The organism is Actinomadura parmotrematis (assembly GCF_019458805.1).
Taxonomy (GTDB): domain Bacteria; phylum Actinomycetota; class Actinomycetes; order Streptosporangiales; family Streptosporangiaceae; genus Spirillospora; species Spirillospora parmotrematis.
In genome coordinates this window covers 257,456-282,316 of sequence record NZ_JAIBOA010000005.1, presented here as the reverse complement: position 1 = coordinate 282,316, position 24,861 = coordinate 257,456, and the positions used below count along the sequence as shown (strand labels likewise).

23 protein-coding genes and 1 riboswitch are annotated in these 24,861 nt (G+C 76.7%); of the genes, 17 read left to right on the top strand and 6 right to left on the bottom strand.

From position 1 onward, the window contains the following. Window positions 1-4 precede the first annotated feature (4 nt). Window positions 5-826: a class I SAM-dependent methyltransferase gene (locus K1Y72_RS10590; protein ID WP_220165594.1), complete on the top strand. Its 822-nt coding sequence runs from the start codon at window positions 5-7 to the stop codon at window positions 824-826. Between the two features lie 12 nt (window positions 827-838). On the opposite strand, the gene K1Y72_RS10585 is transcribed toward K1Y72_RS10590, so the two are convergent. After that, window positions 839-1,834, bottom strand: coding sequence for an adenosine deaminase (locus tag K1Y72_RS10585; protein ID WP_220165591.1), 996 nt, complete (start codon window positions 1,832-1,834; stop codon window positions 839-841). Window positions 1,835-1,891: 57 nt separating this feature from the next. Then, entirely contained in the window at window positions 1,892-2,440 is a 549-nt protein-coding gene (locus K1Y72_RS10580; protein WP_220165590.1) for an NUDIX hydrolase, read from the bottom strand. A 184-nt stretch (window positions 2,441-2,624) separates the two neighbouring features. On the opposite strand from K1Y72_RS10580, the gene clsA reads away from it, so the two are divergent. Then, window positions 2,625-3,299 (top strand): cardiolipin synthase ClsA, encoded by a 675-nt coding sequence (clsA, locus tag K1Y72_RS10575; RefSeq protein ID WP_220165706.1) that lies wholly within the window; start codon window positions 2,625-2,627, stop codon window positions 3,297-3,299. Continuing rightward, entirely contained in the window at window positions 3,296-5,794 is a 2,499-nt protein-coding gene (locus K1Y72_RS10570; RefSeq protein WP_220165588.1) for a mannose-1-phosphate guanyltransferase, read from the top strand. Before clsA ends, K1Y72_RS10570 begins: the two co-directional genes overlap by 4 nt. Window positions 5,795-5,816: 22 nt before the next feature. Here the strand turns inward: K1Y72_RS10570 and K1Y72_RS10565 are convergent, their stop codons facing one another. Then, a complete protein-coding gene (locus K1Y72_RS10565) occupies window positions 5,817-7,148 on the bottom strand; it encodes an aminotransferase-like domain-containing protein (protein ID WP_220165586.1) in 1,332 nt (443 codons plus the stop codon). Window positions 7,149-7,239: 91 nt separating this feature from the next. On the opposite strand from K1Y72_RS10565, the gene K1Y72_RS10560 reads away from it, so the two are divergent. From K1Y72_RS10560 to K1Y72_RS10525, 8 genes are all read left to right on the top strand, one after another. Further along, complete coding sequence (locus K1Y72_RS10560; RefSeq protein ID WP_220165584.1) at window positions 7,240-7,887, top strand: LysE family translocator; 648 nt, start codon at window positions 7,240-7,242, stop codon at window positions 7,885-7,887. Between the two features lie 61 nt (window positions 7,888-7,948). After that, window positions 7,949-8,878 (top strand): DUF881 domain-containing protein, encoded by a 930-nt coding sequence (locus K1Y72_RS10555; RefSeq protein WP_220165582.1) that lies wholly within the window; start codon window positions 7,949-7,951, stop codon window positions 8,876-8,878. Beyond that, on the top strand, window positions 8,875-9,207 hold the full coding sequence (locus K1Y72_RS10550; RefSeq protein ID WP_220165580.1) for a small basic family protein: 333 nt from the start codon (window positions 8,875-8,877) through the stop codon (window positions 9,205-9,207). Before K1Y72_RS10555 ends, K1Y72_RS10550 begins: the two co-directional genes overlap by 4 nt. After that, window positions 9,204-9,908: a DUF881 domain-containing protein gene (locus K1Y72_RS10545; RefSeq protein WP_220165579.1), complete on the top strand. Its 705-nt coding sequence runs from the start codon at window positions 9,204-9,206 to the stop codon at window positions 9,906-9,908. The genes K1Y72_RS10550 and K1Y72_RS10545 overlap by 4 nt, the downstream gene beginning before the upstream one ends. Before the next feature lie 291 nt (window positions 9,909-10,199). Beyond that, the gene (locus tag K1Y72_RS10540; RefSeq protein WP_220165578.1) at window positions 10,200-10,742 is read left to right on the top strand and encodes an FHA domain-containing protein; all 543 of its coding nucleotides are present in this window, start codon (window positions 10,200-10,202) and stop codon (window positions 10,740-10,742) included. A 62-nt stretch (window positions 10,743-10,804) separates the two neighbouring features. Beyond that, a complete protein-coding gene (gene ftsR / locus K1Y72_RS10535; protein ID WP_220165577.1) occupies window positions 10,805-11,551 on the top strand; it encodes a transcriptional regulator FtsR in 747 nt (248 codons plus the stop codon). 178 nt (window positions 11,552-11,729) lie between these two features. Beyond that, a complete protein-coding gene (locus tag K1Y72_RS10530; RefSeq protein ID WP_220165576.1) occupies window positions 11,730-12,200 on the top strand; it encodes a bifunctional nuclease family protein in 471 nt (156 codons plus the stop codon). Between the two features lie 390 nt (window positions 12,201-12,590). After that, window positions 12,591-13,187: a MerR family transcriptional regulator gene (locus tag K1Y72_RS10525; RefSeq protein WP_220165575.1), complete on the top strand. Its 597-nt coding sequence runs from the start codon at window positions 12,591-12,593 to the stop codon at window positions 13,185-13,187. Window positions 13,188-13,254: 67 nt separating this feature from the next. On the opposite strand, the gene K1Y72_RS10520 is transcribed toward K1Y72_RS10525, so the two are convergent. Beyond that, complete coding sequence (locus K1Y72_RS10520; RefSeq protein ID WP_220165574.1) at window positions 13,255-15,729, bottom strand: lysylphosphatidylglycerol synthase transmembrane domain-containing protein; 2,475 nt, start codon at window positions 15,727-15,729, stop codon at window positions 13,255-13,257. A gap of 333 nt (window positions 15,730-16,062) precedes the next feature. Then, window positions 16,063-16,158, top strand: a riboswitch (glycine riboswitch). 194 nt (window positions 16,159-16,352) lie between these two features. On the opposite strand from K1Y72_RS10520, the gene gcvP reads away from it, so the two are divergent. Further along, the gene (gene gcvP / locus K1Y72_RS10515) at window positions 16,353-19,235 is read left to right on the top strand and encodes an aminomethyl-transferring glycine dehydrogenase (RefSeq protein ID WP_220165572.1); all 2,883 of its coding nucleotides are present in this window, start codon (window positions 16,353-16,355) and stop codon (window positions 19,233-19,235) included. A 111-nt stretch (window positions 19,236-19,346) separates the two neighbouring features. Then, on the top strand, window positions 19,347-20,453 hold the full coding sequence (locus K1Y72_RS10510) for a tetratricopeptide repeat protein (protein ID WP_220165570.1): 1,107 nt from the start codon (window positions 19,347-19,349) through the stop codon (window positions 20,451-20,453). A 37-nt stretch (window positions 20,454-20,490) separates the two neighbouring features. Here K1Y72_RS10510 and K1Y72_RS10505 read toward each other — a convergent pair whose 3' ends face one another. Further along, window positions 20,491-20,916: a PPOX class F420-dependent oxidoreductase gene (locus K1Y72_RS10505; RefSeq protein ID WP_220165569.1), complete on the bottom strand. Its 426-nt coding sequence runs from the start codon at window positions 20,914-20,916 to the stop codon at window positions 20,491-20,493. Window positions 20,917-20,970: 54 nt separating this feature from the next. Between K1Y72_RS10505 and K1Y72_RS10500 the strand changes: the two genes are divergently transcribed. After that, window positions 20,971-21,624 carry an alpha/beta hydrolase family protein gene (locus tag K1Y72_RS10500; RefSeq protein ID WP_258572204.1) on the top strand — a complete coding sequence of 218 codons (654 nt, stop codon included), beginning with the start codon at window positions 20,971-20,973 and terminating at the stop codon, window positions 21,622-21,624. 111 nt (window positions 21,625-21,735) lie between these two features. Here the strand turns inward: K1Y72_RS10500 and K1Y72_RS10495 are convergent, their stop codons facing one another. Beyond that, window positions 21,736-21,939, bottom strand: a complete 204-nt coding sequence (locus tag K1Y72_RS10495) for a DUF5999 family protein (protein WP_220165704.1) — start codon at window positions 21,937-21,939, stop codon at window positions 21,736-21,738. 352 nt (window positions 21,940-22,291) lie between these two features. Here K1Y72_RS10495 and K1Y72_RS10490 point away from each other — a divergent pair, with 352 nt between their 5' ends. The 3 genes from K1Y72_RS10490 to K1Y72_RS10480 are packed head-to-tail and all read left to right on the top strand — an operon-like array spanning window position 22,292 to window position 24,857. After that, window positions 22,292-23,020, top strand: coding sequence for a (Fe-S)-binding protein (locus K1Y72_RS10490; protein WP_220165703.1), 729 nt, complete (start codon window positions 22,292-22,294; stop codon window positions 23,018-23,020). After that, window positions 23,017-24,273: a 4Fe-4S dicluster domain-containing protein gene (locus K1Y72_RS10485; RefSeq protein WP_220165566.1), complete on the top strand. Its 1,257-nt coding sequence runs from the start codon at window positions 23,017-23,019 to the stop codon at window positions 24,271-24,273. Before K1Y72_RS10490 ends, K1Y72_RS10485 begins: the two co-directional genes overlap by 4 nt. Beyond that, a complete protein-coding gene (locus tag K1Y72_RS10480; RefSeq protein WP_308286995.1) occupies window positions 24,270-24,857 on the top strand; it encodes a LutC/YkgG family protein in 588 nt (195 codons plus the stop codon). The genes K1Y72_RS10485 and K1Y72_RS10480 overlap by 4 nt, the downstream gene beginning before the upstream one ends. Window positions 24,858-24,861 lie beyond the last annotated feature (4 nt).

The following is a 24,861-nucleotide window of genomic DNA, read 5'->3' as shown; positions in this document are numbered from 1 at the left end:
CCCCGTGACCGACACCCGCGCCGGCGGCGTCGCGGCGACGGCGGGCTGGACCGCCGCCGCCCGCGCCGCCGAGACCGCCCGCCCCGACGCGCTGTTCCGCGACGACCTCGCGGCCGCCCTCGCCGGCCCCGAGGGCGCCGCCCGCTACGAGCGCTACGCCAACCCCGGCACGAGCGAGTTCCTCGCCGTCCGCACCCGCTACCTCGACGAGGCGATCGCCGCGCACCCGCACCTGGCGCAGGTGGTGCTGGTCGCGGCCGGGCTGGACGCCCGCGCGGCCCGGCTGGACTGGCCCGCCGGGACCGTCCTGTACGAGATCGACCGGCCCGCCCTCCTGGCGGCCAAGGACGCGCGCCTCGCCGAGCTCGGCGCCCGCCCCCGCTGCGACCGCCGCGCCGTCGGCGCCGACCTCGCCGGCGACTGGCGGGCGCCGCTCGCCGCCGCCGGCTGGGACGCCGCCGCCCCGACGCTGTGGATCGTCGAGGGGCTGCTGTTCTACCTGCCCGAGGACGCCGCCCGGACGCTGCTGGCGGACCTGGCCACCGCGTCGGCGCCCGGCTCGGTCCTCGCCGGCGACCTGCTCAGCCACCAGTCCATGGTGAGCGAGTTCACCCGGGACGGCCTCGGCCGCCTGCGCGAGGACGGCTGCCCGTGGCTGTGGGGCAGCGACGAGCCCGAGGAGGTCCTCACCACCGCGGGCTGGCGCGGCCCCGATGTCCGCACGCCCGGGGAGGAGGGCGCCTCGTTCGGCCGCTGGCCCTGGCCGCCGCTGCCGCGCGGCACCCTCGGCCTGCCGGTGAACTACCTGTTCACCGCGACCGTCTGAGCGGGCCGCCGCTCAGCCGAAGTCGTGCGCCGCGACCTCCTTGAGGTAGGCGTCCTTGTCCTCCTGCGGCAGGAACGACGCCCGGAAGGAGTTGGCGGCGAGGCGCCGCAGCTCGGCCTCGCCGAGGCCGAGCTCGCGGCGCACCGCGTCGAAGTTGTCGCCGGCGTACCCGCCGAAGTAGGACGGGTCGTCGGAGTTCACCGTCACCAGCAGGCCCGCCTCCAGCATCGCCGGCAGCGGGTGGTCGGCGAGGCGCTCCACGCAGCGCAGCCGCACGTTGGACAGCGGGCACACCGTCAGCGGCACCTGCTCGCGGACGAGCCGCGCCACCAGCGCCGGATCCTCCATGCTGCGGATGCCGTGGTCGATCCGCTGCACGCCGAGCACGTCCAGGGCCTCGGTCACGTACTCCGGCGGTCCCTCCTCGCCCGCGTGGGCCACCAGGTGCAGGCCCGCGTCCCTGGCGAGGTCGTACACCGCGCGGAACGCCGCGGGCGGGTGGCCGACCTCGGCCGAGTCCAGCCCGACGCCGGTGATCAGGGTGCCGAACCAGGGGCGGGCCGCCTCGAAGGTCGCGAGCGCCGAGGAGACCGGCTCGTCCCGCAGGAAGCACAGGATCAGCCGGGTGGTGACGCCGTGCCGGCCCGCCGCGCCGGTGAGGGCCCGGCCGAGCCCGCCGAGGACGGCCTCCAGCGGGACGCCGCGGCCGGTGTGCGCCTGCGGGTCGAAGAAGATCTCGGCGTGCCGGACGCCCTGCGCGGCGGCCCGCTCCAGGTAGGCGTCGGCCAGGTCGGCGAAGTCGTCCTCGGTGCGCAGCACCTCCATGAGCCGGTAGTACAGGTTCAGGAAGGAGCGCAGGTCGGCGAACTCGTAGGCGGCGCGCAGCTCGTCCGCCGACGCGTAGGGCAGCGCCAGCCCGTTGCGGGCGGCGAGGGAGAGCGCGAGCTCGGGCTCCAGCGTCCCCTCGATGTGCAGGTGCAGCTCCGCCTTGGGAACCGGGTTGATCACGCGTCGCCTCCAGACCGGACATCGGACCCCTCCAGGGTAGGAGCCGGGACGTACCGGTCAGTCCTGCGGGGCGGGCCCCGCGCCGCCCCCGGCGGCCAGCAGGTAGAGCAGCCCGGCGAGGGTGGAGCCCGAGCCGATCTCGCCGCGCGCCGCCAGGTCCGGGACGCCCGCGAGCGGCACCCACGCGATGCGCTCGGCCTCCACGTCGGTCGGCTCGCCCACCCGCTCGGCGCCGTCGGCGGCGAACACGTGGTGGATCCCGTCGTGCATCCCGGGCGAGGCGGGCACCGCCAGCAGGTGGCGGAGCGGCCCCGGCCGGTACCCGGTCTCCTCGACCATCTCGCGGGCGGCCGCGCCGGCCGGGTCCTCGCCGTCCTCGATCCGCCCGCCGGGCACCTCCCACCCCCACCGGTCGGTGATGAAGCGGTGCCGCCAGATGAGCAGCACGTTGCCGCGCCCGTCCAGGGCCGCGATCCCGGCGGCGGGCCGCACCCGCACCAGGTGGTGCTCGAACCGCCGGCCGTCGGGCAGCTCCACGTCGGCGAGCCGCAGGTCCAGCCAGGGGCAGTCGTACAGGGAGCGCTCGCCGTGCACCGTCCATCGCATACCCCGGACGCTATCGGGGGCTTCCCGATCCCGGGCGGTAGGGTCAGGATCATTGGGGGACAGGGAGGCGACGACGCCCGTGAGCGCTGAGATCGACAGGCCGGGGGACGCGGAGCGGCCGGCCGGGCCGGGGGGCGCGGCGGGGGCCGCGTCCGGGGCGGTTCCCGGGGCGGGGGCCGAGGCGGTGTCCGGCCGCGTCTGGACGCTGCCGAACGCGCTCAGCTTCGCCCGCCTGCTCGGCGTCCCGCTCTTCCTCTGGCTGGTCCTGGCCCACCACGACTGGTGGGCGCTCGGCGTGCTCGTCCTCGCCGGCCTCTCGGACTGGCTGGACGGCAAGCTCGCCCGCGCCCTCGACCAGACCAGCAGGCTCGGCACCGTGCTGGACCCGGCCGCCGACCGGCTCTACATCCTGGTCACGCTGATCGGCCTCATGGTCCGCGGCATCATCCCGGTCTGGCTGCTGGTGCTGCTGGTCGCCCGCGAGTTCGCGATCCTGCCGATCGGGCCGGTCATGCGCCGGATGGGCTACCGGGGGCCGCTGCCGGTGCACTTCGTCGGCAAGGCCGCCACGATGTCGCTGCTCTACGCCTTCCCCCTGCTGCTCCTCGGCGACCACTCCGGCGCCGTCGCGACCACCGCCAAGGTCGTCGGCTGGTCGTTCGCGATCTGGGGCACCGCCCTGTACTGGTGGGCGGCCCTGCTGTACTGGGAGCAGGCGCGCCGGCTCGCGGCCGCCGACCGGGCCGGCCGCGCCGCGCCGCCCCCCGCGCCCGACCCCGATCCCGGTCCGGGCGGCGCCCCGGACCACGGTCCCGGCGCCCCGCCAGGCGCCCCGAAGGGAGCTCAGACCCCCCGATGAAGGCCGTCGTGATGGCCGGTGGCGAGGGGACGCGGCTGCGTCCGATGACCGCCAACCAGCCCAAACCCCTCCTCCCGCTCGTCAACCGGCCCATCATGGAGCACGTGCTGCGGCTCCTGCGCCGCCACGGGTTCGACGAGACCGTCGTCACGGTGCAGTTCCTCGCCGCGCTGATCCGCAACTACTTCGGCGACGGCGAGGAGCTCGGCATGGCGCTGAGCTACGCGACCGAGGAGGTCCCGCTCGGCACCGCGGGCAGCGTCAAGAACGCCGAGGAGGCGCTGCGCGACGACCGCTTCCTGGTGATCTCCGGGGACGCGCTCACCGACATCGACCTCACCGACATGGTCCGCTTCCACGAGGAGAACGGCGCCCTCGTCACCATCGGGCTGAAGCGGGTCCCGAACCCGCTGGAGTTCGGGATCATCATCGTCGACGAGCACGGCCGCATCCAGCGCTTCCTGGAGAAGCCGACCTGGGGGCAGGTGTTCTCCGACACCGTCAACACCGGCATCTACATCATGGAGCCCGAGGTCCTCGCGCACGTCGCGGCGGGCGAGCCGGTCGACTGGTCGGGCGACGTGTTCCCCAAACTGCTCGCCGAGGGCGCCCCGCTGTACGGCTACGTCGCCGACTGCTACTGGGAGGACGTCGGCACCCACGAGAGCTACCTGAAGGCCCAGGCCGACATGCTGTCGGGCCTGGTCGAGGTCGAGATGGACGGCTTCGAGGTGTCGCCGGGCGTCTGGGTCGCCGAGGGCGCCGAGGTCGACGCCGAGGCCGTGCTGAAGGGCCCGCTCTACATCGGCGACTACGCCAAGGTCGAGGCGGGCGTCGAGCTGCGCGAGTTCACCGTCCTCGGCAGCAACGTGGTGGTGAAGGAGGGCGCGTTCCTGCACCGCGCGATCGTGCACGACAACGTGTTCGTCGCGCCGTCCACCAACCTGCGCGGCTGCGTGGTCGGCAAGAACACCGACGTGATGGCGGGCGCCCGGATCGAGGAGGGCGCGATCATCGGCGACGAGTGCGTCATCGAGGCCGAGGCGTACGTCTCCAGCGGGGTGAAGGTCTACCCGTTCAAGACCGTCGAGGCGGGCGCCGTGGTCAACACGAGCGTCATCTGGGAGTCGCGCGGCCAGCGCAACCTGTTCGGCCCGCGCGGGGTGTCGGGCCTGGTCAACGTCGAGATCACGCCCGAGCTCGCGGTGCGCCTCGCCAGCGCCTACGCCACCACCCTGAAGAAGGGCAGCACCGTCGTCACCGGCCGCGACGTGTCGCGCGCCGCCCGCACCCTGAAGCGCGCGGTGATCAGCGCGCTCACCGCCAGCGCCATCAACGTCGAGGACCTGGAGGCGTGCCCGCTGCCGGTCGCGCGGTTCGAGACCGGCCGCCAGGACGCCGCCGGCGGCATCTACATCCGCACCACCCTCGGCGACTCCCAGGGCGTGGACATCCTGTTCCTCGACGACGAGGGCGCCGACCTGTCCCAGGGCGCGCAGCGCAAGCTGGAGCGCGTCTTCGGCCGCCAGGAGTACCGGCGCGCCTTCCCCGGCGAGATCGCCGAGCTGAGCTACCCGGCGCGCGTCATGGAGACCTACACCCGCGACCTGCTGCGCCGCGCCGACATGACCGGCGTCCGCGAGGCCGGCCTGAAGCTCGTGCTGGACTGCGCGGGCGGCGTCGCCTCCCTGGTGCTGCCGTCGCTGCTCGGCAAGGTCGGCGTGGAGGTCCTCACCCGCAACAACACCCTGGACGAGGCCAACCCGACCGAGACCCTCGCCGAGCGGATGCGCGACCTGCAGCGCCTCGGCGAGCTGGTGTCGTCCTCGCGCGGCGCGTTCGGCGTGCGGTTCGACCCGGTCGGCGAGCGCATCTCGCTGGTCGACGAGAACGGCGAGCTGATCAGCGACGACCGGGCGCTGCTGGTCATGCTCGACCTCGTCGCCGCCGAGCGGCGCGGCGGCCGGGTCGCGCTGCCGGTCACCACCACCCGCGTCGCCGAGCAGGTCTGCCGCTTCCACGGCGTCCAGGTGGAGTGGACCTCCACCTCCCAGGACGTGCTCACCAAGGCCGCCGCCCGCCCCGAGGTGATCTTCGCGGCGGACGGCCGCGGCGGGTTCCTGATGCCCGAGTTCACCACCACCGTGGACGGCATCGCGGCGTTCGTCCGCCTCGTCGGCCTGGTCGCCCGCACCCGCCTCACCCTGTCCCAGATCGACCGGCGCATCCCCGAGGCGCACCTGCTGCGCCGCTCGGTGCCGACGCCGTGGGCGGCCAAGGGCAGCGTCATGCGGCACGTGGTGGAGGCCGCCGCCGGTCTCACCATCGACACCACCGACGGCGTGCGGGTCGTGCCCGGCGGCGGCCGCTGGGTGCTGGTGCTGCCCGACCCGTCCGAGCCCGTCACCCACCTGTGGGCCGAGGGCCCCGACGCCGACGCCGCGCAGGCCCTGCTGGAGGAGTGGGCCGCGGTCGTCGAGCGCGCCGGCGCCTGACCGGGCCGGAACGGCCGGGGCGTCAGCCGCCCAGCACCTCGTCCGGGGCGGACCGGGCGAGGGCGGCGAGGGTCTCCAGCGCTCCGGCGAGGACGTCGGGGGAGGGGGAGGCGGTGCCGATCCGGACGGCGTTCGGCGCCGCCCCCGGGCCCGCGGCGAACGCCGCGCCCGGCGTCACCGCGATGCCGCGCCGCGCCGCCGCCGCGACGAACGTCTCGGCCCGCCACGGCGCCGGCAGGTCCCACCAGCAGAAGTAGGAGCGCGGCGCGGTCCGCAGCCGCGCGCCCGGCAGCGCGGCCGCGACCACCCGCTGGCGGGCGGCGGCGTCGGCGCGCTTGGCGGCGGCGACGCGGTCCGCCGTCCCGTCGCCGATCCACCCGGTGACGGCCTCCAGGGCGTACCCCGAGGGCGCCGACCCGGCCGCCCGCAGCGCGGCCGCCACCGGGGCGCCGAGCGCCGCGGGCGGCACCGCCACGCCCACCGACAGGCCCGGCGCGAGCCGCTTGGCGAACCCCTCGACGAGGACGGTCCGCCCGGGGGCGTGCGCGGCGAGGGGGACCGCGTCCGGCTCCAGGAACGACCAGACGGCGTCCTCGACCGCGTGCAGGCCCAACTCCTCCAGCACGGCGGCGAGCCCGGCGCGGCGCGCGGGCGGCATCGTCGTGCTGTGCGGGTTCTGCAGCGTCGGCTGCACGTACACCGCGTGCACCGGTGTCCGGCGGTGCGCCTCGGCCAGGGCCTCGGGGACGAGGCCGTCCCCGTCGCAGGCGACCGGGACGGCGGTCACGCCGAGCCGGGCCGCGACGCCGAGCACGACCGGGTAGGTCAGCTCCTCGACGGCGAGGCGGCCGCCGGGCGGGACGAGCGCGGCGACGGCCGCCGCGATCGCCTGCCGCCCGTTCCCGGCGAACAGCACCTCGCCCGGCGTCCACCCCGGGCGGGCCAGCAGGTCCCGGACGGCGGCGCGGGCGCCGGGCGTCCCGGCGGCGCGCGCCGGGCCGAGGGCGGCGGCGAGCGCGTCGGGGCGCAGCAGCCGCTGCAGCCCGGCCGCGAGCGCCGCGGACTGGCCGGGCGCGACCGGGTAGTTCAGCTCCAGGTCGACGCGGGCGGCGGCGGGCTCGGCCAGCGCGGGCGCGTCCGCCTCCCGGCCGGCGCGCACGAAGGTGCCGCGCCCGACCTCGCCGGTGACCAGGCCCCGCCGGGCCAGCTCGCCGTACACGCGGGCGGCGGTGGAGGGCGCGATGCCGCGCCGGCGGGCGAACAGGCGCTGCGGCGGCAGCCGGTCGCCCGGCCGCAGCCGCCCGGACCGGATGTCGGCGGCGACCGCGTCCGCCACCCGCTGGAACGTCTCCACCGGCCCTCCCGATTGCTCCGAGTACAAAGTCATTATTGCACCGAGTACGCGCGGATCAATAGGCTCGGCGCATTCTCCGGAAGGACGTCCCGTGGTCCCCCTCACCGCCCTGCTGGGCCTCGCCGCCGTCGCGCTCGGCCTGGTGCTGACACCCGGCCCGAACATGGTCTACCTGGCCTCGCGCTCGATCACCCAGGGCCGCGCGGCCGGGCTGGTCAGCCTCGCCGGCGTCGGCACCGGCTTCGCCGTCTACATCGCGCTCACCGCCGCCGGGCTGAGCGCCCTGTTCGTCGCGGTGCCCGCCGTCTACGCCGCGGTGAAGCTGGGCGGCGCCGCCTACCTGCTCTGGCTCGCCTGGCAGGCGGTCCGCCCCGGCGGCGCCTCGGCGTTCGCGCCGCGCGACCTGCCGGCCGACCCGCCGCGCCGCCTCTACACGATGGGCCTGGTCACCAGCCTGCTCAACCCCAAGATCGCCATCCTGTACCTGTCGCTGCTGCCGCAGTTCGCCGATCCCGCCCGGGGCCGGCTGCCGCTGCAGATCGTGGAGCTCGGCCTCGCCCAGGCGGCCGTCGCGATCACCGTCAACGGGCTCATCGTGCTCGCCGCCGGGTCCATCGCCGCCTTCCTGGCCCGCCGCCCCCTCTGGCAGCGCGCCCAGCGCTACCTGATGGGCACCGTCCTCGCCGCCCTCGCCCTGCGGATCGGCCTGGACCGCTCGCGCGCCGCGCTCACCGCCTGACCGTCCCCGCCCGGCCGTCCCCGCCGCCGGCGGACCCGCCGGGCCTTGCCATCATGGTCCGGTGGACAGGCAGGCACGGGCCCCGGGCGGCCCGCCCGGATGGCGGCGCCCCGACGCCTCCATGTCCCTGCTGGCCGACCTGCACGCCGGCCGCGTCCTCGATCCCGGGTACGCCGACGCCGCGGCGCGCCGGGCCGCCGCCGGGGACGCCGCGCCGCGCCGGAGCCCCCTGCGCGGCGGCGGCGTGCTGCTCGTCCTCGTCCTCACCGGCGTGCTGCTGGCGGTCGCGGGCGCCGAGACGCGCCGCAGCGAGCCGGTCGCCGCGCAGCAGCGGCACCGGCTGGTCGACGCGATCCGCGCGCGCACCGAGGAGAGCGACGCCCTGCAGCGCCGCCTGGACGCGCTGCGCACCGAGACCGAGCGCCTGCGCGCCGCCGGCCTCGCCCGCAGCGAGGAGGGCCGCCGCGCCCGCCGCGACCTCGCCGCCGCCGCGGCGGCCGCCGCGGCCCAGCCCGCCGCCGGGCCCGCGCTCGTCGCCGTGCTGGACGACGCGCCGCCGGACGCCGCCCCGCCCGCCCGCGACGGCGCCGCGCCCGGCGACGGCCGCGTCTACGACCGGGACCTGCAAGCCGTCGTCAACGGCCTGTGGGCGGCCGGCGCCACCGCCATCGCCATCAACGGGCAGCGGCTCACCCCGACCACCGCCGTCCGCACCGCCGGGGAGGCGATCCTGGTCGACTACCGGCCCCTCACCGGCCCCTACCGGGTGACCGCGCTCGGCGACCCGGGCCGCCTGCGCGCCGCCTACCGCGGCTCGGCGGCCGACCGCCGCACCGCCGCGCTGCACGACCGGTTCCGCATCCGCTACGACCTGGAGACGGCGAAGGCCGCCCGGCTGCCCGCCGCCGGCGCGCTCCGGCTACGCTACGCGCGGCCGCTGCCCGCCGGGCCGGCCGGCGGCACCGCGCGCGGAGAGGGGGACCCGCCGTGATCGCGCTCATCGGGCTCGTCGCCGGGATCGTGCTCGGGCTGGTGTTCCACCCCGAGGTGCCGCTCTGGCTCCAGCCCTACCTGCCGATCGCCATCGTGGCCGCGCTGGACGCCATGTCCGGCGGCGTCCGCGCCCGGCTGGAGGGGATGTTCGACGAGAAGGTCTTCGTCGTCTCGTTCGTCAGCAACACCATCATCGCCGCGCTCATCGTGTTCCTCGGCGACCAGCTCGGCGTCGGCTCGCAGCTGTCCACCGGCGTCGTCGTCGTGCTCGGCATCCGCATCTTCTCCAACGCCGCGGCCATCCGCCGCCGGCTGTTCGGCGCATGAGCGCCCCCGAGGGCGGGCGCGCGGGCGCCCGGCGCGCGCTCGCCGACCTGCTGCGCCCCCGCGCCACCCGCGGCCACCTGATCGGCGGCCTGCTCAGCCTCGTGCTCGGCTTCGCGCTGGTCGCCCAGGTCCACACCACCCAGCGCGACACCACCTTCGCCACCGCCCGCCAGGACGAGCTCGTCGGCGTCCTGTCCGACCTCGGCCAGCGCTCCGAGCGGCTCCGCGGCGACGTGCGCGACCTGGAGGACACCAAGGCGGGCCTGGAGCGCGACGCGCGGGGCGGCACCGCCCTCCAGGAGGCCCGCGAGCGCGCCGCCACCTACGGGCTGCTGGCCGGCACGCTGCCCGCCGAGGGCCCCGGCGTCGAGGTCACCATCACCGACCCGGGCGGCGCGGTCCGCGCCGCCGACCTCCTCGACACCCTCCAGGAGCTGCGGGACGCGGGCGCCGAGGTCGTCCAGATCGGCGACGTCCGCGCGGGCGCCGGCACCTACTTCCTCGACGGCCCCGGCGGGATCCTCGCCGACGGGCACCGGCTGGCCGCGCCCTACCGGGTGCTCGCCATCGGCGACCCGCACACCCTGACCACGGCGCTCGGCATCCCCGGCGGCGTCGTGAAGACCCTGGAGGCGGCCGGCGCGGCCGTCGCGATCGCGCAGCGCGCGACCGTGAAGGTGCGCGCGGTACGGTCGGGGTGAGGCACCTCGCACCGCGCCGGGGGGCGGATCCACGGGTCCTGGTCCGCGCGGCGCCGTAGACCTGCGATCATTGACGAAGGTAGCTTGAGGGGCGGCCGGGTGACCGATCCGGTTGACCCCCCGGGCGCCACCCGCGTAGGTTGCGGCGACCGTCGTGTCCCGCGGGCGGTCGCCGGACCGTCCCGGGGGAGGGTTCCCGGTGCGGGCCGAGTGAAGGAGCGCGTGGCGCAGGCGGACCCGCCGAGGCGGGACCGCCGGTGGCACACCGATGGTAGGAGGCCGAGCCGATCTATGCCGAGCGTCTACTGCACGCAGTGCGGTCACGCCAACCCGGATGATGCCCGCTTCTGCTCCAACTGCGGCACTCCGCTGGGACGCGGCGGCCAGCCGCCGCTGCCTCCCCGCGAATCCCCCGGCGAGTCCACGTCCACCATCTCCATCGGCGGCTTCGAGGCGTTCGAGGCCGAGCAGGCGGGCGCCGAGCCCGAGCCCGCGGGCGCCGAGCACGTCGCGGTGGAGGCGCTGCCCCCCGGTACCGCGCTGCTCGTCGTGCAGCGCGGGCCGAACGCCGGCAGCCGCTTCCTGCTCGACAAGGACCGCACCTCGGCGGGCCGCCACCCCGAGAGCGACATCTTCCTGGACGACGTCACCGTGTCCCGGCGGCACGCCGAGTTCTCCCGCCAGGGCGGGAGTTTCGCGGTCCGCGACGTGGGCAGCCTGAACGGCACCTACGTCAACCGCCAGCGCATCGACCAGGCCGGCCTGTCCGGCGGCGACGAGGTCCAGATCGGCAAGTTCCGGCTGGTGTTCCTGACCAACCCGCAGCACGGCTGATCCCGCGCCCGCCCCGGACCGGGGCGGGCGGGACCGCCGCACCGCGCGACGATCGGAGGGCCATGAACGCGCAGCCGGCCGGGCCGCCCCTGATGACGATCGGGGACGTCCTCGGGCTGCTGCGGCCCGAGTTCCCCGACATCACCATCTCCAAGATCAGGTTCCTGGAGGCGGAGGGGCTGATCGAGCCGCAGCGCAGCCCGTCGGGCTACCGCAAGTTCGGCGAGCACGACCTGGCCCGGCTGCGCTTCATCCTCGCCGCGCAGCGCGACCACTACCTGCCGCTGCGCGTGATCAGGCGGCGGCTGGAGGCGCTGGACCGCGGCGACCCCGCCGCGGCGGCCGACCGGCCCGGCCCGGCCCGCCCGCGCACCCTGGTCGCGGCGCCGACCGCCGCGCCCGCCCCCGGGCCGCCCGCGGCGCCCGAGGACCCCGCGGGGGGCGTCCGGCTCACCCGCCGCCAGCTGCTGGACGGCGCCGGCGTCGACGAGGACCTGCTCGCCGAGCTGGAGACCTACGGCCTGGTCCGCCGGTCCGGCACGCACTACGACGGCGCCGCCCTGGTCATCGCGCGCACCGTCGCCGAGCTCGGGGAGCACGGCCTGCAGCCGCGCAACCTGCGCGCCGTCAAGGCCGCCGCCGACCGGCAGGCCGACCTCATCGAGCAGGTCGTCGCGCCGGGCCTCCGCCGCCGCAGCCCCGGCGCGCACGAGGAGGCCGCCGAGACCGCCCGCCGGATCGCCGAGCTGGCCGTCCGGCTGCACACCGCCCTGCTCCAGGCGGGCCTGGACGACAGCCTCGGACGCTGACGGGCGCGCCCCGCCCGGACCCGGGCGGCGGCGGGCCCGGGAACGGGCGCGGGCGATTGTCCCGCCGCCGCCGCGCCGCACCGTCGGACGCGGGGTGTACGTTGGCTATGTGGTCGGCCTCGGGACCGGCCCCGGCGCAGGGTGACCGAGAGACGTCGAGGACCAGCAGGGAGCCGCAGTGAAGCAGATGGAGGTCGTCGGCGTCAGGGTCGAGATGCCCTCCAATCAGCCGATCGTCCTGTTGAAGGAGTCGGGCGGGGAGCGCTACCTCCCCATCTGGATCGGCGCGGTCGAGGCGACCGCGATCGCCTTCGCCCAGCAGGGCGTGCTGCCGGCGCGCCCCCTCACCCACGACCTGCTGCGCGACGTGCTGGACGCCCTCGGCGTGCAGCTGCGCGCGGTCAACATCACCGCGCTGCGCGAGGGGATCTTCTTCGCCGACCTGGTGTTCTCCAACGGCGTGGAGGTGAGCGCCCGCCCGTCGGACTCGATCGCGCTGGCGCTCCGCACCGGCGCGACGATCTACGCGGGCGAGGACGTGCTGGAGGAGGCGGGCGTCGCCATCCCCGACGAGCAGGAGGACGAGGTCGAGAAGTTCCGGGAGTTCCTGGACACGATCTCGCCCGAGGACTTCGGCCGCGCCGGCTGATCACGGCCGCCCCCCGGCGGCCGCGTCGCGGTCGCCGCACGGCCCCGCTCGCCCGGGTGCGCATTGCGTTCCGCTCCCGTCACCGGCGTCACGCAGGCGAAACGCAGCCGGGCCCGGTCCGGGGCGCCCGTTCGGGCCTCCGGGCGGCCGCCCGCGCATCCGCCGGGGCCCCGCCGGTTCCAGCCGGTGACGATCGGGGTAGGAGTTCCCCGAGAGCGATGGTGCGAGGTTTGCCCACGTGAAGCCGGTTCATCCGGGCATGCGACGCGCCGACGACGAACGTTGACCACACCCTGACCGGCACCTACCGTGCTGGTGGAACACCCGTGGTGGTAATTCGTCAAACCCCCTTGACGGAGCGCGACGGGCTGATAGAAGCCGGAGGTCCGCGTGGCGGTGAGCAGCGGCGAGGGCAAGGCGACCCCCGAGAGGCGCACGGCGTCCCGGCGCGCCGGCGAGCAGGGGCTGCTCTTCGACACCCAGGTGTCGGTGCCCGCCGAGGACGTCGGCTACCGCGGGCCGACCGCGTGCACCGCGGCCGGGATCACCTACCGGCAGCTGGACTACTGGGCCCGCACCGGGCTCGTCACGCCGAGCGTGCGCGCGGCGCAGGGTTCGGGCAGCCAGCGGCTGTACGGGTTCCGCGACATCCTGGTGCTGAAGGTGGTGAAGCGGCTGCTGGACACCGGCGTGTCGCTCCAGCAGATCCGGACGGCGGTCACGCACCTGCACGACCGCGGCGTCCAGGACCTCGCGCAGATCACCCTGATGAGCGACGGCGTCAGCGTCTATGAGTGCACCTCGGCCGACGAGGTCGTCGACCTGCTCCAGGGCGGCCAGGGCGTCTTCGGCATCGCGCTCGGCCGGGTCTGGCAGGAGGTCGAGGGCAGCCTGTCGGAGCTGCCCGCCGAGCGCGCCGCCGACGAGGACGACGTCCACCCGCACGACGAGCTCGCCGGCCGCCGCCGCGCCCGCAAGACCGGCTGAGGAGCCCCGCGGCGCGCCCGCCCCCCCCCTCGGAAGGGTAGGGAGGACCGGGAGGCCGCCCGAGGCCCTAGATGGCCTCCTTGCGCTGCAGGAACGCGAACGCCGCCCAGCCGGGCAGCACCGGCAGCCACAGCGTCAGCAGACGGAACAGCAGCACCGCCGAGGTGGCGGTCTCCGCGGTGAGCCCGGAGATCGTGAGCGCCAGCGTGAGGGCGCCCTCGACGGCGCCGAGGCCGCCGGGCGTCGGCGCCGCCGACCCGAGCGCGTTGGCGGTGAGGAACACGACCGCGACCGTGGTGAGCGGCAGCGACCCGCCGAACGCGCGGATCGAGGCGTCCAGGCAGATCACGAAGGCGACGGTGAGCAGCAGCGTGCCGCCGAGGCCGGTGGCGAGCTTGCGCGGCGACTGCAGCACGTCGATCAGGCGCGGCAGGACGCCGGAGAACATGCTGCCGAGGCGCGTGGTGACCAGCCGCCGGATCCGCGGGATGGTGAGCGCCACCGCCGCGGTCACCGCGACCGCGAGCAGGATGACCACCACCGTCCGCGACGGCGCCAGGTCCTTGGTGGCGGTGCCGGTGGAACCGGTGACGAACCCGAACACCACCAGCAGCAGGATGTGGGTGACCATGCCGGTGAGCTGCGACGCGCCGACGCCGGCGACGGCCGGGCCCGGCCGCACCCCCGCCTTCTGCAGGTACCGGGTGTTGATCGCCACGCCGCCGACGGCGGCGGGCGCGACGAGCTTGACGAACGAGGCGGCGACCTGCACGGCCACGGTCCGCCCGAGCGGCAGCCGCTCGGGCACGAACCCCATGAGCATGAGCGCGGCCGCCACGTAGGTGAGGGCGGCCGCGGCGCCGCCGGCGGCCACCCACCACCAGCGCGCGGTGGAGATCAGGTGCCCGACGTCGATGTTGCTGACCTGCGGGATGACGATGTAGGCGGCGATGCTGAGCGCGACGATGCTGACGATGGTGCCGGGGCGGAACCGCTCCAGCCGGATCGGCGCGAGGTCGACCTCGGGCTCCAGCCGGACGATCTGCTCGCGGATGCGGGTGAGCAGCTCCTTGTCGTGGCGGAGCGCCTGGCGGGTCGCCCGCGACAGCGCGACCCGCTGCAGCAGCGGCACGACGGCGGCGAGGGCCTCCTCGCCGAGCTCGGCGGCGGCGGTGCGGACCGCCCGCTCGGCGCCGGCCCGCAGGGCGAGGGTGGTGAGGAGCTGGGCGACGTCCAGGCGCAGCGACAGGTCGCCGGCGGCGATCTCGCCGGCGTCCAGGTCGACCAGGCTCACCTCGCCGGCGTCGTCGACCCGCAGCGCGGCGCCCTCCAGCCGGCGGTGCGCGAGGCGGGCCGCCTGGAGCCGGCGGAGCCGCCGCCAGGCGGCCGCGAGCAGCTCGTCGGTGATCTCGTCGTCGGCGAGGTCGGCGAGCGGCCGGCCGGGCACGTGGGCGTAGGCGAGCAGCGCGGCCTCGGTGCCGACCTCGCAGGTCCCGACGAGCCGGGGGGTGGGGACGCCGGCGGCGGCCACCGCGTAGGACATCAGCGACTCGCGCTCCAGGGAGCGGCGCAGCGAGCGCAGGGCGCGGTCGGGGGTGGCCTCGCGGAACCGGATGAGGCGCCAGATCCGGTAGAGCAGCCCGGCGGTCTGGGTGTCGCGGTCGAGGACGGCGACGTCGAGCTGCCGCTCGCCGGGCGGCAGCGCGGCGCCGGTCGGGTCGGCCGGGGCGGTGCCGGGGGGATGGGCGACGGCGACGCCGTAGCGGCGCCGCTCGGGGGAGGTGCCGGGCAGCGCGGCGGCGCGCGTCGGGCGGAGGCCGAGGCGGGCGAGCGCGGCGACGACGGCGGTGCCGGGCGGCCGCGGGTTCGGGATGCCGACGGCGTACAGGGTGCCGTGGCCGATGGCGCGGCCGAGGAAGTAGGTGGCGGCGAGCGCGGCGACCGACACCGAGGAGGCGGTGAGGCCGGTCAGCGCGGCGAGCGCGATCATCGACCAGACCGCGGCCTGCCAGCGCGGCCGGCCGGCCATCCCGACGGCGCTGACGAACGCGATCACCGGGGTGATGTCGACCCGCACCAGCGGGGTCCGCGACCCGCCCCAGATCAGCTCGTCCAGCGCGCCGCCGGGCGCGGCGGCGTGCACCCAGTCGTCGACGGCGATGGTGAGCGCGAGCGCGATGATCGCGGCGAGCAGCGCGATGGCGACGCGCTTGCCGTCCTTGTGGAAGAGGCGCTCGGCGGCGTAGGCGACGGGGACTGCGAGGACGCCGAAGCCCGACACCAGGGTGGCGAGCGACAGCAGCACCCGCGGCGCGTGCGCGGTGCCCTCGGTGATGTCGGTCTGCAGGCCGTGCGCGGTCTGCTGGGCGATCGACACCAGCAGCATGACGAGGGCGAGGCCGGTGACCGAGGACAGGAAGCGGAGGGCGTCGCCGGGGCGGCGGATGCGGTCGGGCCGCGCCGGCTCGTCCACGGGCACGCCGGCGGGGGCGGCCGGCGCGGGCCGCCCGGTGCGCCTGGCGGCGCCGTCGGTCTGCGTCATGCCGCACCGCCGTAGGGACCTGTCACTGAGATCAGCGTCCCAGACCGGGGCGCGCCCCGTCGAGGCCGGGGGAGGGGCCCGCCGGGGCCCCCGTCCCGCTCCGCGCGCCGCGCGCCCACGTGCTCCACCCCGCGCCCTCGTCCCAACCGTCCCCCTCGGCGGACCCCGGCGGCCTCCCCGGCCCGTGCCCGGCCCCCTGTCCGTGAGCTGTGGATAATCGTACTTGTCCGCCCCCCCGCGGGCCGCCGAGGGGCGCCCCTCCGCGCGCGCCGCCCGCGCCCGGCTGATCGTCCGCGCCGTCCGCTCGGGTAGGGTTCGGGGCAGGACAGCCGTCGACCCCGTGCGGGAGAGACCCCACGCGGCCAGCGTGCGGGCGCCGAAGGGGCAACCTCCCCGGAACCTCTCAGGCAAAAGGACCGCGTGGGCGAGGCACCTCTGGAAAGCAGGCGCCGCACCTCCGCCGGAGGGCGCGGCGGCTCACCGAAGGGGAAATCCCGCGGCCGGGCGACCGGCGCGCCGGGGGAAGCTCTCAGGTGCCCATGACAGAGGGGGAGAACGGCCGCGGCCCGCGAGGGGCCGCGGGCCCCTTGGCGACCGCAGCAGCCCGGGAAGGTTCCTCCTCTATGACGGCCCAGTTCTTCGCCCCCGTGGCGTCGCCGCAGGACCCGCGCGACGCCTTCGCCGACCGGCACATCGGACCGTCCGCCGCCGACCGCGACCGGATGCTCGCCGCGATCGGCTACGCGAGCGCCGACGCCCTGATCGAGGACGCGGTGCCGGCCGCGATCCGCACCGACCGCCCCCTGGACCTGCCGCCGGCGCTGTCGGAGCCCGCCGCGCTGGAGCGGCTGCGCGAGATCGCCGCCCGCAACCGGGTGCTCACCTCCATGATCGGCCTCGGGTACCACGGCACCCACACGCCGGGCGTGATCCTGCGCAACGTGCTGGAGAACCCGGGCTGGTACACCGCCTACACGCCCTACCAGCCGGAGATCTCGCAGGGCCGGCTGGAGGCGCTGCTGAACTTCCAGACCGTCGTCGGCGACCTCACCGGGCTGCCCGTCGCCAACGCCTCCATGCTGGACGAGGGCACCGCCGCCGCCGAGGCGATGACGCTGGCGCACCGCGCGTCCCGCCGCAAGGAGCCCGGCGCGTTCCTGGTCGACGCCGACGCGCTGCCGCAGACGATCGAGGTAATCCGGACCCGCGCCGTGCCGCTCGGCATCGAGATCGTGACGGCCGACCTGTCCGGCGGCCTGCCGGACGGCGACTTCTTCGGCGTGCTGGTCCAGTACCCGGGGGCGTCCGGCGCCGTCCGCGACCTCGCGCCGCTGAGCGCGCAGGCGCACGAGCGCGGCGCCAAGGTCGTCGTCGCCGCCGACCTGCTCGCCCTCACGCTGCTGCGCCCGCCCGGCGAGTCGGGCGCCGACATCGCCGTCGGCTCCTCGCAGCGCTTCGGCGTCCCCTACGGCTTCGGCGGCCCGCACGCCGGCTTCATGGCCGTCGGCGAGGGCCTGCAGCGCCAGCTCCCCGGCCGCCTCGTCGGCGTCTCGGTGGACGCCGCCGGCGCCCCCGCCTACCGGCTCGCGCTGCAGACCCGCGAGCAGCACATCCGCCGCGAGAAGGCCACCAGCAACATCTGCACCGCGCAGGTCCTCCTCGCGGTCATGGCGGGCATGTACGCCGTCTACCACGGCCCCGAGGGCCTCGCCGCGATCGCCCGGCGCACCCACACGCGCGCCGCCGAGCTCGCCGAGGGCCTCCGCCGCGGGGGCGTGCGGGTGGTGCACGGGGCGTTCTTCGACACCGTCCTCGCCGAGGTCCCCGGCCGCGCCGCCGAGGTCCTGGCGGCCGCCCGCGACCGGCGCGTCAACCTGCGGCCGGTGGACGCCGACCACGTCGCCGTCGCCTGCGACGAGACGACGACGCCGCAGCACGTCACCGCCGTCCTGGAGGCGTTCGGCGTGGACGCCTCTCCCGTCGGCGAGGCCGCCGAGGCGTTCCCGGCGGCGCTGCGCCGCGAGAGCCCCTACCTCACCCATCCGGTGTTCTCCGCGCACCGCTCGGAGACCGCGATGCTGCGCTACCTGCGGCGGCTCCAGGACAAGGACATCGCGCTCGACCGCTCGATGATCCCGCTCGGCTCGTGCACGATGAAGCTGAACGCGACCACCGAGATGGAGCCGGTCACCTGGCCCGAGTTCGCGGACCTGCACCCGTTCGCGCCGCTCGACCAGGCCGCGGGCTACCTGGAGCTGATCGGGGAGCTGGAGGCCGCGCTCGCCGAGATCACCGGCTACGCGGCGGTGTCGCTGCAGCCGAACGCCGGGTCGCAGGGCGAGCTCGCGGGCCTGCTCGCCATCCGCGGCTACCACGCCTCCCGGGGCGAGGAGCACCGGAACGTCTGCCTCATCCCGTCCTCGGCGCACGGGACCAACGCCGCGAGCGCCGTCATGGCGGGCATGAAGGTCGTCGTGGTGGCCTGCGACGACGCCGGGAACGTCGACGTCGCCGACCTGCACGCCAAGATCGGCGAGCACGGCGCGCGGCTCGCCGCGATCATGGTGACCTACCCGTCCACGCACGGGGTGTTCGAGGAGTCGATCACCGAGGTGTGCAAGGCCGTGCACGACGCGGGCGGCCAGGTGTACGTGGACGGCGCCAACCTCAACGCCCTGGTCGGCCTCGCCCGGCCCGGGGAGTTCGGGTCGGACGTGTCGCACCTGAACCTGCACAAGACCTTCTGCATCCCGCACGGCGGCGGCGGTCCGGGCGTCGGCCCGGTCGGCGTCCGCGAGCACCTGGCGCCGTTCCTGCCGGGCCACCCGCTGCGCGCGGAGGCCGGGCCGGCCGGCGGCACCGCCGTCGGGCCGATCTCGGCGGCGCCGTGGGGGTCGGCGGGCATCCTGCCGATCTCCTGGGCCTACATCGCGCTGATGGGCCCGGACGGCCTGCGCGCGGCGACCGAGGGCGCCATCATCGGCGCCAACTACCTGGCCGCCCGCCTCGCCCCGCACTACCCGATCCTCTACACCGGCCGGAACGGCCTGGTCGCGCACGAGTGCATCGCCGACCTGCGCAAGATCACCAAGGAGACCGGGGTCACCGCCGAGGACGTGGCCAAGCGGCTGATCGACTACGGGTTCCACGCGCCGACGCTGTCGTTCCCGGTGGCCGGCACGCTGATGATCGAACCGACCGAGAGCGAGGACCTGGCCGAGCTGGACCGGTTCGCCGAGGCGATGATCGAGATCCGCCGGGAGATCGAGCGGGTCGCCGACGGCTCCTATGACCGCGCGGACAACCCGCTGCGCAACGCCCCGCACACCGCGGCGGCGCTGCTCGCCGAGGACTGGAAGCACTCCTACGGCCGGGAGGAGGCGGCCTACCCGCTGCCCGCGCTGCGCGAGGGCAAGTACTGGCCGCCGGTGCGCCGCATCGACCAGGCGTTCGGGGACCGCAACCTGGTCTGCTCCTGCCCGCCGCCGGAGGCGTTCGAGGACTGACGCGCCGGTGCGGGCCGGGGCGGTCCGGCGCCGCCGTGTCGGGACGAGACGCGGCGGCGCCGGATCGCTAGGCTTCGGGGCGACCCCGACCCCCAGAGGGCAGCAGAGCCAATGAGCCACACGCCTGACGCGGCGCGAGCCGGTGACCCGTCCCTGATGTGCGAGCAGGCCCGCCGGTACGCCGAGGACGGCGACCCCGGGCGCGCCGCGGCGCTGTTCCAGCAGGTCCTGGACCTCGGCGACACGCCGCTGCGGGCGCGCGCGGCGCTCGGCCTCGCCGTCGTCCTCGACGACGGCGGGGACGTGGCCGCCGCCCGCGAGGCCGATCGCGCCGCGATCGCCACCGGCGACCCCGAGTACGGCCCGCGGGCCGCCTACCATCTCGCCCTGACCCACGAGCGGACCGGCGAGCGCGAGGCGGCCGAGCCCGCCTGGCGCACGGTGGTGGAGTTCGGCAACCCCGCCTACCTGCCGCCGGCGCACCTGGCGCTCGCCCGGATCGCCGACGACGCCGGCGATTTCGAGGCCGCGCGCGAGCAGTGGGAGCTGGCGCTCGCGACGGGCGACGCCGAGTACGGGACGCTCGCCGCCCATGATCTCGCGCAGCGGCTGCTGGAGCGCGGTGAGGCCGCCCGTGCGCAGCGGGCGCTGACGGCGGGGCTGAAGCTGATCGACCGGGACGCGGCGCCGCACGCCTACGCGCGGCTGGCGGTGGCGCTCGGCATCGCGTGCCTGGATCAGGCGATCGGCGCGTTCGGGGCGGCGCTCGCCGATCCGGCCGATCCCGAGGTGGGGCCGCTGGCGGTGGAGCTGCTGGCGCGCACGCTGCCGTTGCGGGGCCGTCCGGGGGAGGCGCCCGAGGTGTGGCGGCGGGGGCTGGCCGATCCCGGCGTCGCGGGGCAGGTCCGCGCGCGGCTGCGCCGTGATTTCGGCGGGGAGGACGACGAGGCCGATCCGGCCGACCTGTGGTGGGAGCCGGTGCTGGAGCAGGCGGTCGCCGAGGGGACGCTGCCGGCCGTCGCGGGGGAGGCGTTCGGCGCGCTCGACCACATGTACGCGCTGCTGGCCGTGCGGCCCGCGGCGGGCGCGGAGGCGGGCGAGGCGATCGGGCAGGCCGTGCGGGTGCCGGGCGGCTACGCCTGGGGGCCGCTGCTGCAGGAGAGTTTCGCCGAGCGGCTGCGCCTGGCGATGGACGCCCCCGAGCAGCCCGAGCGGTGAGGCCGGGCCGCCCGGCGGGCGGCCGCCGGTCCGGCCGTCAGACGGCCAGGTCGCGTTGCGCGACGACCTTGTCGACGCGCACGCGGACGAGGAGCTCGCCGGGCACGGCGTTGCGGCGGCCGAACTCCTCGCCGCGGTCGGGGCCCATGTAGCGGGCGCCGATGGCGGTGGACAGCGGCAGCATGGCCGCGGTGTCGTCGGACAGCGTCGCGGTGCCCTCGATGGCCACGAAGGCGTAGGGCGGCATGTCGTCCTCGACGCAGAGCGCGACGCGCGGGTCGCGGGCGAGGGCGCGGCCCTTGACGGTGGCGGCGCCGGTGTTGAAGACGATCTCGTCGCCGTCCATGACGAACCAGACGGGCGTCACGTGCGGGGTGCCGTCCTTGCGGGTGACGGCGACCTTGGCGGTCCGGGTGCCCTGCAGCACGAAGTCGCGCCACTCACCCTCGGTCATGATCTCCATGCGGTCAGTCTGCCCTACCGGGGGCGGGGCGGTGCGGGCGGTACGGTGGCCGGCATGCCGATCGAGGAGGCGCCGCGGGGGCGCGTGATCCCGCTGACGACCGCGCACGGGCCCGCGGAGGTCACCGTCGAGGAGCCGGACGCGGCGGGCGGGCCGGCGCTGCTGGTGGTGCTGACGCACGGGTCCAACGGGGGAGTGGAGGCGCCCGACCTGCTGGCGGTGCGGGACGCGGCGCTCGCGCGGGGCGCGGTGGTCGCGCGGGTGATGCAGCCGTTCCGGCTGGCGGGGCGGCGGGCGCCGGGGCCCGCGGCGCGGCAGGACGAGGCGTGGCTGGAGATCGTCGCGGTGCTGCGGGGCCGGTGGCCGGGGGTGCCGCTGGTGCAGGGCGGCCGGAGCAACGGGGCGCGGGTGGCGTGCCGGACGGCGGGGGAGGCGGGGGCGGTGGGCGTGGTGGCGCTGGCGTTCCCGCTGCATCCGCCGGGCCGGCCGGAGCGGTCGCGGGCGGGGGAGCTGCGGGGCGCGGGCGTGCCGGTGCTGGTGGTGAACGGCGACCGGGATCCGTTCGGGGTGCCGGACGCGGCGGACGCGGCCGAGGTCGTGGTGCTGGCGGGGGAGCGGCACGAGCTGGCCCGGGATCCGGCGGCGGTGGGCGCGGCGGCGGCGCCCTGGCTGGAGCGGTGGGCCGCCGGGCGGCCGCTGGTGGGCTAGGGGATGTCACGGTTCCGCTGGACCCGGGGCGGGTCCAGCGGCCGGACGCGGCGGGCGGTGCCCCCGAGGATGATCACCCGTTGGAACTAGTCCCCCGGCGGGGGGGCCGGTTCAGGCGGCCGGCACGACCCGCGGGTCGGTCGGCCGGTGCGGGGCGATCACCGCTCCGTCGGGCAGCAGCTCACCGGTGTCCTCGAACAGCACGACGCCGTTGCACAGCAGGCTCCACCCCTGCTCGGGGTGGCTGGCCACGGTGCGGGCGGCCTCGCGGTCGGGTCCGTCGGACGGGGGACAGGGTGTCTGGTGCCGGCACATCGGCGTGCCTCCGGTCTTCACTGTGGTGAACTTCATGGTGGTGCTGCTTGTATGACGCACCTCAGTGTGGAACGGTTCGCGGCGTCGCGACCATAGCCCGATGGGACGGTTGTCCCGTGGTACCGGAGTACCGTCCGGCTGTGACCCGCCTCACTCGGAGGTGCAGGGTCCAGCGTGCCCCGATCCCGGTAACGGAGCGAGAACGACACGCCGGACGGAAGGCGAACATTCCCGTTGAAGACGGGTGGAGGCGGGATGCGGCCGGGGGCGGCCGCGGGCCCCGATCTTTTCGCCCGCCGCGGCGCCGCCGCCTCTACCATGGCGGGCGGGGCCGAGGACGGGGGTGGAGGCGGTGCGGGTCGCGCTGTTCGTCGCCTGCTACAACGACGCTCTGTTCCCCGGTACGGGCCGCGCGGTGGTGCGGCTGCTGGAGCGGCTCGGCCACCGGGTGGACTTCCCCGCCGCGCAGACCTGCTGCGGGCAGATGCACTGGACGACGGGCTACCGGCGGGAGGCGGCGGCGCTGGCCCGCGCGTTCACCGGCGTGTTCGACGGCGCCGGGGCGGTCGTCACGCCGTCGGCGTCGTGCGCGGCGACGGTCCGCGCCTCCTACGCGGGCATCGCCCGCGCGGCGGGCGATCCCGCTCTCGCCGAGGCCGCGGGGCGGCTCGCGGTCTACGAGCTGACCGAGTTCCTGGTCGACGTCCTCGGCGTCACCGACGTGGGCGCCCGCTTCCCGCACCGCGTCGCCTACCAGCCGACGTGCCACGCGCTGCGCGGGCTCGGCGTCGGCGACCGGCCGCTGCGGCTGCTGGCCTCGGTGCGGGACCTGGAGCTGGTGGATCTGCCGGCGGCGGAGGAGTGCTGCGGCTTCGGCGGCACGTTCGCGGTCAAGAACGCCGACGTCTCGGTGGCCCTGGCCGCCGACAAGGTGCGGCACGTGCGCGCGACCTCGGCCGACGTGCTGTGCGCTCTGGACAACTCCTGCCTGGCCCATATCGGCGGCGCCCTGTCGCGCCTGCACGCGGGGGTGCGCGTCGCCCATCTGGCCGAGATCCTCGCCGGGCCGGAGGAGGGGTGAGCGGCGCGGTCCCGCCCGCCGGGACGCCCCCGCCGCCCCCGCCGCCTCCGCCGCGCTTCGCCGACGCGGCCCGCGAGGCGCTCGCCGATCCGTCCGTGCGGCGGGGCCTGCGCGAGGCGACGTCGGCGGCGCGCGCGGGGGCGGCCGGGGCCGTCGCCGACAGCGCCGACTGGGAGGAGCTGCGGGCGGCGGGTGCCGCCGTCCGCGACCGCACCCTGCTGGACCTGGACCGCTACCTGGAGGAGCTGGAGGGCGCGGTCGTGGAGGCGGGCGGGACCGTGCACTGGGCGGTGTCGGCCGCCGACGCCGTGCGCGTCGTCGCCGGGCTCGTGCGCGCGCAGGGGGAGTCGGGGGCGGCCGTCGCGGACGCGCCGGTGCTGCGCGAGATCGGCCTGGCCGGCGGGCTCGCCGCCGCTGGGATCGCGGTGCTGGACGCGGGCGCCGCGGCCGCGGTGGCGGTGACGGGCGTGGACTTCATGGTCGCCGAGACCGGGGCGCTCGTGCGGAGCGGCGGGGACGCGGCGCCGGCGCCGTCCGCCGCGCTCGTCGCGGTCGCCGGGCTGGAGCAGGCCGTGCCCGCCTGGCGCGACCTGGAGGTCTTCCTGCAGCTGTTGCCGCGCGCGTCGGGTGCGGGCCGCACCGCCGCCCGCACCGTCGTGTGGAGCGGTCCGGTCGCCGGCGACGGTCCGGCCGCCTGCCACCTGGTGCTGGTCGACAACGGGCGCACCCGCGCGCTCGCCGATCCGGTCGGGCGCACCGCGCTGCGCTGCATCGGCTGCGAGGCGTGCCTGAACGTGTGCCCGGTCTACGAGCGGACGGGTCCGGCCGCCTACGGGCCCGGCGGGGCGGGGCCGATCGGCGCGGTCCGCGTGCCCTTGCAGCGCGGTGTGCGCGGGGCGCACGCCGCCTCGCTGCCGTTCGCCTCCACGCTGTGCGGCGCGTGCGCGGACGTGTGCCCCGTCAAGATCGACCTGCCGGGGCTGCTGGTGCACCTGCGCGGCGAGGTGGTCGAGGCGCGCCGCGACCGGCCGGTGCCGGCACCGGAGCTGGCCGCGATGCGCGCGGCCGCCTGGACGCTCGCCGAGCCGCGCCGCTACGAGGCGGCGCTCCGCCGGGGCGCCCGGTGGGGGAGGCTGCTGGCGCGGGGCGGGCGCATCGGGCGGTTGCCCGGCAGGCTCGGCAAGTGGAGCGACGCCCGCGACCTGCCGGCCCCGCCCGCGCAGAGCTTCCGCGCGTGGTGGGGGCGGCGGTGAGCGGCCGCGACCGCGTGCTGGCGCGGGTGCGCGCCGCGCTCGGCCCCGATCGCGGCGGTGCCGCCGGGGTGCCGCGCGACTACCGGCGCGGTCTCGGCGCCGAGCGCGCCGATGTCGTCGCGCTGTTCACCGAGCGGGTCGCCGACCTGCGCGTCCCGGTGCGGCACGTGGGCGCCGACGAGCTGGGGACCGCCGTCGCGGCCGCTTTGTGGGGCCGGGAGGCCAAGCGGATCGCGGTCCCGGCCGGCCTGCCCTACGGCTGGCTGGCCGACCTGGACGGCGTGCGGGCCCTCGCCGACGTCCCGCCGCTGGACGACGCCGCGCTGGCGGCCCTGGACGCGGTCGTGACCGGCTGCGCGGCCGCCGTCGCCGAGACCGGCGCGGTCGTGCTGGACGGCGGGCGCGGGCAGGGCCGCCGGGCCCTCGCCCGCGCGCCCGCCCACCACCTGTGCGTGGTGCACGCCGACCAGATCGCCGGGACGGTGCCCGAGGCCCTGGCCCGCCTCGATCCGCGGCGGCCGCTCACCTGGCTCGGCGGGACGCCGGGCCTGGAGGTCCTGGTGGTGGACCAGCGGCTCTGCTAGCCGG